This window comes from Cobetia sp. Dlab-2-AX, assembly GCF_024124625.1.
Taxonomy (GTDB): domain Bacteria; phylum Pseudomonadota; class Gammaproteobacteria; order Pseudomonadales; family Halomonadaceae; genus Cobetia.
In genome coordinates this window covers 43,686-56,780 of sequence record NZ_JAMXRV010000009.1, presented here as the reverse complement: position 1 = coordinate 56,780, position 13,095 = coordinate 43,686, and the positions used below count along the sequence as shown (strand labels likewise).

The 13,095-nt window shown below is 65.0% G+C and carries 11 protein-coding genes; 5 read left to right on the top strand and 6 right to left on the bottom strand.

Going from position 1 to position 13,095, the window contains the following annotated elements; translation table 11 throughout:
* The first annotated feature begins 44 nt into the window (after positions 1–44).
* From NH396_RS14235 to NH396_RS14225, 3 genes are all read left to right on the top strand, one after another.
* Entirely contained in the window at positions 45–794 is a 750-nt protein-coding gene (locus tag NH396_RS14235; RefSeq protein ID WP_052384572.1) for a Sir2 family NAD-dependent protein deacetylase, read from the top strand.
* 82 nt (positions 795–876) lie between these two features.
* Entirely contained in the window at positions 877–1,821 is a 945-nt protein-coding gene (locus tag NH396_RS14230; RefSeq protein WP_253064565.1) for a bile acid:sodium symporter family protein, read from the top strand.
* A gap of 98 nt (positions 1,822–1,919) precedes the next feature.
* Positions 1,920–2,831 (top strand): DTW domain-containing protein, encoded by a 912-nt coding sequence (locus NH396_RS14225; protein WP_253064564.1) that lies wholly within the window; start codon positions 1,920–1,922, stop codon positions 2,829–2,831.
* Between the two features lie 102 nt (positions 2,832–2,933).
* Here NH396_RS14225 and NH396_RS14220 read toward each other — a convergent pair whose 3' ends face one another.
* The 5 genes from NH396_RS14220 to def all read right to left on the bottom strand — a co-directional run bounded on the left by NH396_RS14220 (position 2,934) and on the right by def (position 9,152).
* Complete coding sequence (locus NH396_RS14220; RefSeq protein WP_253064563.1) at positions 2,934–4,382, bottom strand: TrkH family potassium uptake protein; 1,449 nt, start codon at positions 4,380–4,382, stop codon at positions 2,934–2,936.
* Positions 4,383–4,470: 88 nt separating this feature from the next.
* On the bottom strand, positions 4,471–5,844 hold the full coding sequence (gene trkA / locus NH396_RS14215; protein WP_176677919.1) for a Trk system potassium transporter TrkA: 1,374 nt from the start codon (positions 5,842–5,844) through the stop codon (positions 4,471–4,473).
* 160 nt (positions 5,845–6,004) lie between these two features.
* A complete protein-coding gene (gene rsmB / locus NH396_RS14210; protein ID WP_253064562.1) occupies positions 6,005–7,456 on the bottom strand; it encodes a 16S rRNA (cytosine(967)-C(5))-methyltransferase RsmB in 1,452 nt (483 codons plus the stop codon).
* Positions 7,453–8,457 carry a methionyl-tRNA formyltransferase gene (gene fmt / locus NH396_RS14205; RefSeq protein ID WP_253064561.1) on the bottom strand — a complete coding sequence of 335 codons (1,005 nt, stop codon included), beginning with the start codon at positions 8,455–8,457 and terminating at the stop codon, positions 7,453–7,455. The genes rsmB and fmt overlap by 4 nt, the downstream gene beginning before the upstream one ends.
* Before the next feature lie 185 nt (positions 8,458–8,642).
* On the bottom strand, positions 8,643–9,152 hold the full coding sequence (def, locus tag NH396_RS14200; protein WP_043333797.1) for a peptide deformylase: 510 nt from the start codon (positions 9,150–9,152) through the stop codon (positions 8,643–8,645).
* Positions 9,153–9,407: 255 nt separating this feature from the next.
* On the opposite strand from def, the gene NH396_RS14195 reads away from it, so the two are divergent.
* Positions 9,408–10,460: a LysM domain-containing protein gene (locus NH396_RS14195; RefSeq protein ID WP_176677916.1), complete on the top strand. Its 1,053-nt coding sequence runs from the start codon at positions 9,408–9,410 to the stop codon at positions 10,458–10,460.
* Between the two features lie 101 nt (positions 10,461–10,561).
* On the top strand, positions 10,562–11,842 hold the full coding sequence (gene dprA, locus NH396_RS14190) for a DNA-processing protein DprA (RefSeq protein WP_253064560.1): 1,281 nt from the start codon (positions 10,562–10,564) through the stop codon (positions 11,840–11,842).
* Positions 11,843–11,929: 87 nt separating this feature from the next.
* On the opposite strand, the gene NH396_RS14185 is transcribed toward dprA, so the two are convergent.
* Positions 11,930–12,814, bottom strand: coding sequence for a 5'-nucleotidase, lipoprotein e(P4) family (locus NH396_RS14185; protein ID WP_253064559.1), 885 nt, complete (start codon positions 12,812–12,814; stop codon positions 11,930–11,932).
* Between the last annotated feature and the right edge of the window lie 281 nt (positions 12,815–13,095).

The following is a 13,095-nucleotide window of genomic DNA, read 5'->3' as shown; positions in this document are numbered from 1 at the left end:
CATGCCCGCTGTTCGAACCTGTCCAATGCCAGAGAGAGTGCTAGATGAGTGAAGGCTTCAAGGACCCCGGTGCACGCCATGGACGCCATCTGGTCGTGTTGAGTGGCGCCGGCATCAGTGCCGAGAGCGGCCTGCGCACCTTCCGCGCCGAGGATGGCCTGTGGGAAGAGCATCGTCTGGAAGACATCGCGACGCCGCAGGCCTTCCGACGTGACCCTCAGCAGGTGCTGCGCTTCTACGATGATCGCCGCACCCAGGTGCGGCGTGCCAGGCCCAACGCGGCCCACAAGGCGCTGGCGGAGCTTGAGCAGCACGGCTTTCGCGTCTCGGTCATCACCCAGAACATCGACGATCTCCATGAGCGTGCAGGCTCGCGCGAGGTCGTGCACCTGCATGGCGAGATTCTCAAGGCGCGCTCCAGCGTCGACCACGGCCTGCGCTATCCCTTGCCGCGTGGCGGCATTCGCCTCGGGGATCTGTGTGACAAGGGCAGTCAGCTGCGCCCGGACGTGGTGTGGTTCGGTGAGGCGGTGCCGCTCTATGCGGTCGCCGAGGAGATCGCCGCCGAGGCGGATCTGCTGTTGATCGTCGGTACCTCGCTCAAGGTCATGCCGGCCTCCAACCTCTATGCAGCAGCACCGCTGGACGCCCCCATCGTGCTGGTTGACCCGAATGCCGATGAACTGGCCGAGCCCGGCGTGCTGCCGCTGGCCGAAAGTGCCGGTCAGGCGGTACCGAGGCTTGTGCGCCATTGGTTGTATCAGGGCCACCTGGGACTGCCTGATACGTTATGATGCGCGCCTTCAGGCCTGCCATGGGAGGCGGGCCAGCAATTTCCGGGAAATCGATGCCCCGGGCGACCGAAAAGTGAAAAGCATGTTCGAGACGCTGAATCGTTTCTTCCCCTTGTGGGCGCTGGTCTTTGCCGGCATCGCCGTGGTGGCTCCGACGCCGTTCGTGGCGCTCAAGGGCACCATTCAGCCTCTGCTGGCGCTGATCATGTTCGCCATGGGCCTGACCCTGTCGCGTGACGACTTCATACGCGTGGCACGTCGCCCCGGCCCGATCGCGCTCGGGTTGCTGCTGCAATATAGCGTGATGCCACTGGCCGCCTTCCTGATTGCGCGTCTGCTGGGGCTGGACCCGGCGCTGACGGTGGGCATGGTGCTGGTCGGCGCCACGGCAGGGGGAACCTCCTCCAACGTGATGACCTGGCTTGCCGGCGGACACGTGGCGCTATCGGTCTCGATGACCATGGCTTCGACGCTGCTCTCCATCGTGATGACGCCGCTGCTGACCTGGTGGCTGCTGGGCACCGATATCGACGTGCCGGTCAGCGGCATGCTGCTGAGCATCGCCAAGCTGGTGGTCGCACCCATCGTGCTCGGCGTGGTCGTCCACCACTTCGCGCGAGATCTGATCCGCGAGTGGGAGTCGGCATTGGCGAGTCTGGCCATGCTGGCCATCGTGCTGATCATCGCCATCGTGGTCTCGCTCAACGTCGGGCGCCTCGCCACGCTGGGCCCGCTGGTCGCGTTGGCGGTCGTGGCACACAATGCCATCGGCCTGAGCGCAGGCTATGGCCTGTCGCGTCTGTTCGGACTGGATGAACGCACTTCGCGCACCATCGCCATCGAGGTCGGCATGCAGAATTCTGGTCTGGCGGCGTCACTGGCCAGTCAGTTCTTCTCCGCCACGGCGGCGCTGCCGGGGGCGATCTTCTCCATCTGGCACAACGTCTCGGGGTCGCTGCTGGCAGGCTACTGGAAGCGTCGTCCGCCCAAGTTCGTGACCGGCAGCAAGCACCGCTACGAGGTCTGATCCCGCGAGTTGATAGCTTGAACTGTGATAGAGGAATAGGAGAGAGGGACACGCATGCTAGAATGCGCGTCCCTTTTTCTTGGTTCTGACTGCTCATCATGTGTGATTCCCGCCCCCCGCCGGCTGATGGCGACGATATCGCCGCCTGTGCGCCTCACTCTGCCTCTGCTGCCGCCTCCAGTGTCGATGGCGACACTGTGGCAACCGATACCGTCGCGCCAGGCGAAGGCAGTGGCATCACCACGCTGCCCAGTGGCGAGCCGGAGGCGTGGCACGGGCGGCATCCGCGCCGCGAGTTCAAGGCACGTGGCAGTCAGGTGATTCGCTGTGAGGCGTGCCGCCTGCCCAGACTCAATTGCCTGTGTCCCTATCAGGTCACCGCCGAATCGCGGATCAAGTTCTGGCTGATCACCCATCCGCTGGAACATTACAAGCCGACCAATACCGGGCGTCTGATCTCGGATGTGCTGGCGGGCACCGAGGTCTTCAGCTGGTATCGCGTCGAGCCGGACCCGCGCCTGCTGGCGCTGCTGGAAGATGAGCGCTATCAGCCCTTCATCATCTTCCCGGATGACCAGTCCGATTACGCCGACCGCGTGGTCGACGTGAATGCCATCGCCGGCGTCGGCGCCGATGTGGCGACGCATACTGCCAGCGGCGAGGCGCGCGTTCCGGTGTTCATCCTGCTGGATGGTACCTGGCGTCAGGCACGGCGCATCTTCCGCAAGAGTCCGTATCTGGACGGCTTGCCGGTGTTGCCATTGCACACCACGCGTCTGACGCGCTATCACCTGCGCAAACCGGCGTCCCAATCACATCTGTGTACGGCGGAGGTGGCGGCGGAGCTGTTGCGTCAGGCCGGAGAGGAGGCGGCGGCCAGCGTGCTGGATGATTACTTCGATGCCTTCAACGACTGCTATCGTGCCAGTCGTATCCACTATGTGCTGGAGCCGACCGCGCCGATGCGACGCCTGCTGGCGCGCCGTGACGCCACTACCGACGAGTCATAGTCGAAGCAATACAATACAAAACGCCCCCGTCGGAGTGCTCCGACGGGGGCGTTTGCTTTCAAGGTGATGCTCCTGGCGCGTTGGGGGTTATCGTCACGGCTGTCAGCGCCGCCAGAAGGCCGGCGTGAACAGCACCAGGATGGTGAAGATCTCCAGACGCCCCAGCAGCATGGCGAGGATCAGGATACCCTTGGCGGCCCCCGGGATATCGCCGTAGTGGGTCGCGACCTCGCCCAGTCCCGGCCCCAGGTTGTTGAGCGCCGAGCCGACCGCAGACCACGCCGTCACCTGGTCAAGCCCGGTGGCCAGCATGCCCAGCATCATCAGCACGAACAGCATCAGGTACACGGAGAAGAAGCCCCATACCGCCTCAGCCACCCCCTCGGAGATGCGCATCTTGCCGACCTTGACCGACAGGATGGCATTGGGGTGGATCAGACGATGGATCTCGCGCACGCCCTGCTTGAGGATCAGCAGGATGCGGATGACCTTCATGCCGCCACCGGCGGACCCGGAACAGGCGCCGATGAAGGCGGCGATGAACAGCATCATCGGCAAGACGCCCGGCCAGCCGGTGAAATCGGCGACGCCGAAGCCGGTGGTGGTGGCGACCGAGACGGCCTCGAACAGGCCGTGGCGCAGCGCCTTGCTGTCATCGTAGCTGCCGGTGAGCAGCAGGCCGGCGATGGTGACGCAGGCCAGGATCAGCAGCAGGATCAGGAAGAAGCGCGTCTCCGGGTCGCGCAGATAATGGCTGATGCGACCCTCGCGCCAGGCGGCGAAGTGCAGGCCGAAGCTGATCGAGGATACCACCATGAAGAACACGCAGATCATCTCGATGCTGGCGGAATCGAAGTAGCCGATGCTGGCATCGTGGGTCGAGAAGCCGCCGACCGCGACGGTCGAGAAGCTGTGGCCCAGGGCATCGAACCAGCTCATGCCGGCCGCCCAGTAACTGGCGAAGCACACCAGTGTCAGCGCGGCGTAGATGTACCACAGCGCCTTGGCCGTCTCGGTGATGCGCGGCGTCAATTTGGAGTCCTTCAGCGGGCCGGGGATCTCGGTGCGGTAGAGCTGCATGCCGCCGATGCCGAGTGTCGGCAGGATCGCCACCGCCAGCACCACGATCCCCATGCCGCCCAGCCATTGCAGCTGCTGGCGATAGTAGAGGATGGAGTGAGGCAGCAGATCGAGTCCCGTCATCACCGTGGCGCCGGTGGTGGTGAGTCCCGAGAACGACTCGAACATGGCATCGATGATGGTCAGGTTCGGGTCTTCGGCGAGCAGGAAGGGCAGCGAGCCGAAGGCCCCCAGCACGGTCCAGAACAGCACCGTGATCAGGAAACCATCGCGGTTGCGCAATTCCTTGCGGGCGTGCCGATTGGGGTAGAAGAGCGCGAAACCGGTCAGCAGGGTGATGCCCATCGCCACGGCGAAGGCGCTCAGGGTGTCGTCCTCGAAGACCCTCGAGATCAGCATCGGCGGCACCAGCGTCAGGCTGAACAGCATCAGCAGGATACCGAGGATGCGAGAGATCACGCGTAGACTCATGCGGCGCCTCCCTGAAAGAGGCGCAGCGTGGCGAGGCCACCGAGTGACAGTCGGTGCGGGCGCGGGGCGGTAGTCATTGAGGCCGGCATCAGAAGAAGGTTAACCCGACCTGGAACAGGCGCTCCACCTCGCGGATGCGACGCTTGTCGACCACGAACAGGATGACGTGGTCGTTGGACTCCACCACCAGGTCATGATGCGCCACCAGCACTTCCTTGCCGCGTACCACGGCACCGATGGTGGTGCCCTCCGGCAGATTGATATCCTCGATGCGTCGGCCTACCACCTTGGAGGAGCGCTCATCGCCGTGGGCGATGGCCTCGATGGCCTCCGCCGCACCACGGCGCAGCGAGTGGACATTGACGATGTCACCCTTGCGCACGTGGGTCAGCAGGCCGCCGATGGTCGCCTGCTGGGGCGAGATGGCGATGTCGATCTCGCCGCCCTGCACCAGGTCCACGTAGGCCGCGTTGTTGATCAGCGTCAGCACCTTCTTGGCGCCGAGTCGCTTGGCCAGCATCGACGACATGATGTTGACCTCGTCGTCGTTGGTCAGCGCGCAGAAGATGTCGCAATCCTCGATGTTCTCCTCCAGCAGCAGACGCTTGGAGGTGGCGCTGCCGTGCAGGACCACGGTGCGATCGAGGCGCTCGGAGAGGTTGGTGCAACGCGCCAGCGAGTGCTCGATGATCTTGACCTGATGGCTGTGCTCCAGCGTCTCGGCCAGACGCTCACCGATATGGCCGCCACCGGCGATCACTACACGGCGGAAGTTGCGATCGACGCGTCGCAGCTCGCCCATCACGGTACGGATGTCCTTGCGTGCCGCGATGAAGAACACCTCATCATCGGCTTCGATCACGGTGTCACCGCGCGGGATGATCGGACGGTTGCGACGATAGATGGCGGCGACGCGGGTATCCACGTTGGGCATGTGACGCCGCAGGAAACCGAGCTCCTGACCGACCAGCGGCCCGCCGTAATAGGCCTTTACCGCGACCAGCTGGGCGACGCCATTGGCGAAGTCGAGCACCTGCAGGGCGCCGGGGTACTCGATCAGGCGGCGGATGTGGTCTGTCACCACCTGCTCGGGGCTGATCAGCACGTCGACCGGGATGGCGTCATGCGAGAACAGGCCCTTGCGGGTCAGATAGGCGGTCGAGCGTACGCGCGCGATCTTGGTCGGCGTGTGGAACAGGCTATGGGCGATCTGACAGGCGATCATGTTGACCTCGTCAGAGTTGGTCACCGCGATCAGCATGTCGGCATCCTCGCCACCCGCCTGCCGCAGGATCTGCGGATAGCTCGCCGGCCCCGTGACCGTGCGGATGTCGAGTCGGTTGTGCAGCTCGCGCAGCCGTTCGCTGTCGGTATCCACCACCGTGATGTCATTTTCTTCATGGGCCAGGTGTTCGGCGAGCGTTCCGCCGACCTGACCTGCGCCCAGAATGATGATTTTCATGTCCGGCTCGTCCGCTGTTGCTCAGTCGGCACAGGATAAACCAGTGCCAAGACGGAAGACAGCCGCGCCCCGAGAGTCGGGGCGCGGCTGTCCGGGAATGTCAGGCGTGGCGTCTCATGTCATCACGGACGTCGCGCCGACACGGCTCGCCTGGCTGTGATCAGGCGCTGGCCTTGGTGATGTGGGCCAGGTAGAAGCCGTCGTGGCCATTGACCTGCGGCAGCATCTGACGGCCAGCACCGGAGACACGCCCCCAGTCGGCCTTGATGGTCTCGGCCTTGGCGTCCGGCGTCGCGGCCAGGAAGCGGTCCATCACGCGGGCGTTTTCTTGGGTGATGATGGAGCAGGTGCCGTAGACCAGGGTGCCGCCGGGCTTGAGCATGCCCCACAGATTGGCCAGCAGCTTGCCCTGCAGGCGTGCCAGATCGCCGATGTCGTTCGGGCGACGCAGCAGCTTGATGTCCGGGTGACGGCGGATGACGCCACTGCCGGAACAGGGCGCGTCGAGCAGGATGACGTCGAAGGCTTCGCCGTCCCACCAGTCGCGTTCGCTGGCATCGGCACACACGACGCCGGCACCCAGCTCCAGACGCTCCAGCGTCTCTTCCACGCGCTCGAGGCGCTCGCCGTCGATGTCGATGGCGGTGGCGTCCAGGCCCGGGAAGCGCTCCAGCATGTCCGCCAGCTTGCCGCCCGGCGCGGTGCAGGCATCCAGCAGACGCACGCCTTCTCCCTCGGCGTTGATGGCCGTCACGGCCGGCGCCAGCAGCTGACCGGCCAGCTGGGCCGCTTCATCCTGCACACTGACCAGGCCTTCCTCGAAGCCCGGCAGGGCGCTGACGTCGCAGGCGCTGGTCAGGGTGATGCCGTGCTCGGCGAACGGGCAGGCCACGCCTTCGATCTCGGCTTCCGCCAGCTGGGCGAGGTAGTCATCGCGGCTGATGGCGGCGACATTGACGCGCAGCGTCATCGGCGCCTGGGCGTTGTTGGCCTCGGCGATGGCCTGCCAGTCGTCCGGCCAGTTGCGCTGGAAGGTATCCAGCAGCCACTGGGGATGGGACAGGGCGACGGCGGGGTCCTTGTCGACCTCGGCTTCCAGCGCTTCCTGCTCACGCTGGAAACGACGCAGACAGGCGTTGAGCACGCCGGTGGCCCAGCCCTTGCCAAGGCCACGGGCGGCGCCAGCGGTCTCACCGACGGCGGCGTGCGGGGCGATGCGCATGTACAGCAGCTGATAGAGGCCGAGCAGCAGCAGGGCGTGGATGTCCTGATCCTGCGACTTGAAGGACGACTTCAAAAGCTTGCCCGCCAAGGCATCCAGACGCGGCAGCTGACGGCAGACGCCGAAGCACAGTGCCTTGTAGAGGCCCTGGTCACGCCCGGCGACGCCAGACGGCAGGCTGTCCAGATTCAGCGAGGTGCGCGCGGCCAGCACCGGGGCCAGCGTGCGCGCAGCCGCGACACGCACCGCAGCGCCCGGCGAGGCCGGTGCATTGTCAGGCTTGCGACGGGCGCCGCCGTGCTTCTGACCGCCGCCCTTGCTGCGGGCCGGCGGCAGGGAGTTGCGCTTCTTGCCGTTGCCCTTGGAGGACGGGTTGTCTGACTGGCTCATGCGGAAGTCTCGGTCTGGGAATCGGTATCAGGGGCGTGATCTGCGCCGAGGACGAGGCCCTCGGGGAAGCGCGCAGCACGGGAGTTGAGCAGGTCCTTGACGGACAGCGGCTTGGCGCCGGGCAGCTGGGCCCGGGTGATCTCGAGCACCTCATGGCCGTCACCGCAGGCGATGCGCAGGCAATCCTTGCCGGGCGCCAGCAGGGTGCCGGGCGTCACGCTGTCGGTGAGGCGTTGCTCGCCGGTGCGCGACATCCACAGGCGCAGCGGCTCGCCTTCAAGGCGGGTCCAGGCCACCGGCCACGGATTGAAGGCGCGGATGCGCGCGTCCAGCTCGGCGGCAGGGCGGGTGAAGTCGAGTTCGGCCTCGGCCTTGGAGAGCTTGGCGGCGTAGGTCACGCCGCCTTCCGGCTGGCGGGTCGCGGGCAGGTCGCCTGTGGCGATGGCGTCGAGGGCCGTGACGATGGCCTCGCCACCCTGGGCCGCCAGCGCATCGTGCAGCTCGCCACCGGTGGTGCTGGCGGTGATCGGGGTGCGGCGGGTCAGCAGCATGTCACCGGTGTCCAGGCCGGCATCCATCTGCATGATGGTGACGCCGGATTCGCTGTCACCGGCTTCGATGGCACGCTGGATCGGCGCGGCACCGCGCCAGCGCGGCAGCAGAGAGGCGTGGATGTTCAGACAGCCCAGACGCGGGATATCGAGCACCGCCTGCGGCAGGATCAGCCCGTAGGCCACCACCACCATGATGTCGGCCTCGAGGTCGCGCAGAATCTGGCGATCGGCCTCGTCCTTGAAGTTGAGCGGCTGATGGACAGGGATATCATGCTGGAGTGCCAGCTGCTTGACGGGGCCCGGGGTCAGCTTGCGACCACGCCCGGAGGGGCGATCAGGCTGGGTGTGGACACTGATGATCTCGTGGCGACTGCCCAGCAGGGCCGACAGACACTCGGCGGCGAAATCGGGGGTGCCGGCAAAGGCGATGCGCAGGGCTTTCGACATGTGCTATGACTCATATAGGAGCACGGAGGCGGCCGTGCTCAAGGTGCTGACGGTTGCGGCAGGACAGCCAGCGCGACAGGCGCGGCTGATGGACCCGTAACCGCACGAAGGCCGAGGGCATCCCCTCGGCCTTCGTGCGGTGCCGCCATGCGCTCAATATCGGCCGTGTGGCCGAGCGTGAGGGATCAGGCTTCTTGCAGCTTGTGGCGTTTCTGCATCTTCTTCATCACCCGATCACGCTTGAGCGGGGAGAGGTAGTCGACGAACAGCTTGCCTTGCAGGTGGTCGTGCTCGTGCTGGATGCAATGCGCCAGCAGGCCATCGGCTTCCAGTTCGTAGGCATCGCCGTTGCGGTCCTGAGCCTTGAGTCGTACCTTCAGATAGCGCGGGACTTCGGCATAATATTCAGGAATCGACAGGCAGCCTTCCTGCATCGGTTGCTGTTCATCACCGATCGGGGTGTATTCCGGGTTGATCAGCACCAGCGGCTGGGACTGATCTTCGCTGACGTCGATGACGATGAGACGGCGATGCTCGTCGACCTGTGACGCGGCGAGGCCGATGCCGCGGGCGTCATACATGGTCTCGATCATGTCGTCGATCAGGGTCTGCAGCTCGGCGTCGATCGTGTCGATCGGGGCGGCAACGTTGCGCAGACGCTCATCAGGGAATTCAAGGATTTCGCGTTTGGCCATGGCTGGTGTAATTACCGTTGTGCTGTCAGAAAGGATTTGCCTGATATTGTAGTGTGCGCAAGCGAGGAACGGAACCGAATGCCGTCAATGCTGCTACTATCGCGGCAATAGTCAGGATTGATCTGGCATGGCGATGGACAGGGGGCAGCAGCCACCAGGCGCGGGGCAGAGCGGGTCTGCGCGGTGCGGAGTTCAGAACAAGACCATCACCACCGAGCGATGGGTGGCAATAACGCAAGGGACGCAGGAATGGGCATGAAACGACTGGTCGGCAATGCCGTCTTCACGGCACTCCTCGGCATGGCGACGCTGGGGGCAAGCGCAGGGATGTCGCTGGCACAGGCAGCAACCGTGCGTGATGACGTACCTTCCACCTATGTGGTGGTGCGTGGCGATACGCTCTGGGACATCTCCGGACGCTTTCTGCGTGAGCCCTGGCTGTGGCCGGAAGTCTGGCGCGCCAATCCGCAGATAAAGAATCCGCACCTGATCTATCCGGGCGATCGCATCTCGCTCTACTACGAGAATGGTGAGCCACGTCTGCGCCTGGAGCGCGGCCAGGGTGGTGTCGTCAAGCTGTCTCCCCAGATCCGCAAGATTCCCAAGCGCGAGGCGGTGCCACCGATTCCGCTGGAGAAGATCTCGGCCTTCCTGAAAGAGCATCGCGTGATTGACCCGGCGCTGCTCACCGATGCGCCCTATATCGTGGCCGGGGATGACACCCGCCTGATCAGCGGCGCCGGCGATACCATCTATGCCCGTGGCAACTGGTCCGCCAATGACACCTACAGCGTCTACCGCAAGGGCCAGCGCTATCTGGACCCGGATACTCAGGAGTTTCTGGGGCTGGAGATGATCAGCATCGGCGACATCAAGCTTGAGCGCCGCGAAGGCGATATCGGTGTGCTGCGTGTGCTGTCGGCCAATCGCGAGATTCTCAATGGTGATCTGTTGCTGCCGGCGGACGGTGGTGCGATCACCACCAGCTTCCAGCCGCAGCCGCCCGAAGAAGATGTGGGCGGCGTCATTCTCGCGGCCCCCGATGGACTGCGCAACATCGGTCGCAATGACATCGTGGCGCTCAATCGCGGCAGCCGTGAAGGCATCCAGCCGGGATACGTCTTCGGTATCGAGCGCCGTGGCGAGACGATCACCGACCCCGTGACCGGTGAGCCGATCACCCTGCCCGGTGAGGAAGGTGGTCTGGTGATGGTATTTCGCATCTACGACAAGGTCAGCTACGCGCTGGTGATGCAGGCAGCACGCCCCTTGAGCGTCGGTGACAAGCTGTTGGAGCCCCACGGCTGATCGAAAGCCTCTGTCACCCGCAAGCATCGGCGTGGTGAAACGACTCATCGTGCTGAAGTGAACAACCAGGGTAAGTCATTAATCCGCCCGGGAGGTGTGGCGTGTCGATCGATGTCGAACAGCGCGGCCCCTCGCGGGCGGATTTCGTCTTTCTGGCGCGCCTGCCGGGCTTTGGCACGCATATCGCGGCCAAGCTGCGTGAGCGTGCCGACTGGCCGCAGGGCTGGCTGGCCATACTGCCGCCACGCCTGGCGGCACCGCTGCGCCTTTGGTGCGAGCGCCCCGAATCCTCGCCGCTCTATCAGCAGGTGATGACAGACCTAGCCTGGCATGCGCCGGCGCAGGGCTATCATCTGCTCACCCCCGCTGACCCCGAGTGGCCCGCCATGCTTGATACCCTGCCGGACCCGCCGTTGGCGCTCTGGGCGCTGGGGCGTCAGTCGCTGCTTGAGTTGCCCATGCTGGCCATCGTCGGCGCACGCAAGGCCAGTCATGCAGGCCTGCGGCATGCACATGACTTCGCGGCTGAGCTGGTCTCTCGTGGCTGGAGTGTTGCCAGTGGGCTGGCGCTGGGAGTCGATGCCGCGGCGCATCAGGGAGCCCTGGCGGCGTCAGCGCGTCTCGGCGCACATGACTATGCGGCCAACCCCTCGACGCTGGCGGTGCTTGGCTGTGGGGTCGATGTGGTCTATCCCGCTCAGCATCATCATCTTCGCCAACGGCTGTTGGAGGGTGGCGGCCTGCTGCTCTCGGAGCATCCGCCAGGCACCGGCGCGCATGCGCGTCATTTCCCACGCCGCAATCGGCTGATCACCGGTCTGTCACTTGGCGTGCTGGTGGTCGAAGCCACGCTGCGCAGTGGCTCACTGGTCAGTGCCCGGCTGGCGATGGAGCAGAATCGCGAGGTGTTCGCGCTGCCGGGACGCATCGATGACATCACCGCCAGCGGTTGTCTGGAGCTGATTCGTCAGGGGGCGACGCTGGTACGCGACGTCGATGACATGCTGGCGGAGCTCAAGCACCTGCTGCCGGCGCACTCGACCGAGCAGTCGTCAGCGCAGGCCCGGGTGGCGTCGTCCACACAGCCCGCTGCCGTCTTTACGGGCTCTCTCTCAACCCCTCGCTCAGCTAATCGTTCAGCCACCCGCGACGCTGCATCGTCACTGCCCCTGCCATCGCTCGAGATGCCAGTCTCACAGGCAGTCACACCCCCTGTCAGTCAGGAGGCGGCACCGTTGTGCTTTCTGGGGGCGGTGCCGCTGGCGCTGGACAAGCTGGTCGAGCTGAGCGGCACCTCGGTCAGCGAGCTGAGCATGCAGTTGCTGGAACTGGAGCTCGAGGGGCGAGTCATGCAGGCGCCGGGTGGCTGGAAGCGGCTCTGAGGTTCTGAGCCAAGGTCGCCGTCCTGACAGTGATGATCGGAGGTTGCCGACCTGGCAGTGATGATCCGAGAGGCCGGCACCCTGAACTCATTTGCCCTGGTTGATCGTGCCGCTCTCGGGCTGCCAGGCATTGAGCGCCGCATCACGCATGGCACGCTTCTCGTGCTCACTGGCACCCCAGTTGCCATCGTAGAGCACGCCTTCCCACTCGCCGTAGGTCGGGTTTGGCAGCAGCACGAAGCGACGGCCGAACTGATCCGCCTGGCGGGCAACTTCGGCATTGCGTGCGCGGGTGGTGGACTGCTGGAAGGCCTGATCGAAATCGCCGAGGTTATCGCCCATCAGCAGCGCGATGTCATGCTCGGCCGTGACCCGCGCGCGGCGCGCGGTCTTGTCGGAGCTGTCGGTGCGCGGCATCACGTGCTCGGCATTGGCCTGCGGGAAGCCGAGCGCGGCAAGATTGGCGATGGTGGCCTGCTTGCCGGCCGCCTTGCGGTTGGTGATGTAGTAGACATCGACGCCGCTTTCGTGAGCGTAGTTGAGGAACGCCACGGCGCCCGGTGAAGCCGTGGAGACGGCATCATCCACCCAGTCAGCCCAGCTCTGGCTGTCGTAGGTACGACCTTCACGCAGTGCCCAGCCGCCGTAGCTGGTGGTGTCGAGCACGGTGTCATCGACATCGACGACCACCGCCAGCGGCTTGTCCTGTGCGTGACGACGTGCCAGCGCCAGATTCAGGCGGTCGTGGGCCACGTTGAAGGCCTGCAGTGACAGGGCATGAAACTCTGCGCTGCGCTGTATCCACAGGGTCGCCAGCATGGCCTGGTCGCTCAAGGGCGCCTGCGTTGCGGCATCCTGCAGCGGGGCAGGGCGTGGCGCCGGCGCTGTGGGTGTCTGGGTGCCAGAGCTGGCACAGCCTGACAATGCCAGCAGTAGAGCGGCTGAGGTGGTCAGTGAGAAAGCGCGACGCATGGATCACATCCTTGTCTGAAGAAAAGAGGGAGGGAAAGTGGCGGAACGCCACAGGCCCGGCGCTGAAGACTGTCCAGCAAAGTGTCCAAATGACCTCGATAGTCTTTTGAAACAAGCCTTTGCGTCAGTTTCGCAATACCCTGAGGGCGATGGACCCCTTCATCATGCCGTGAACCGGTCGGTGCGCCTATGCCACCCCGGCGCGACGCCGTGTTGCGTCGATGTGCAGCGTCGGTCTCGCGCCGGTGAGCGTGCTAGAATCGCCGCCATCGTGTTGCCGC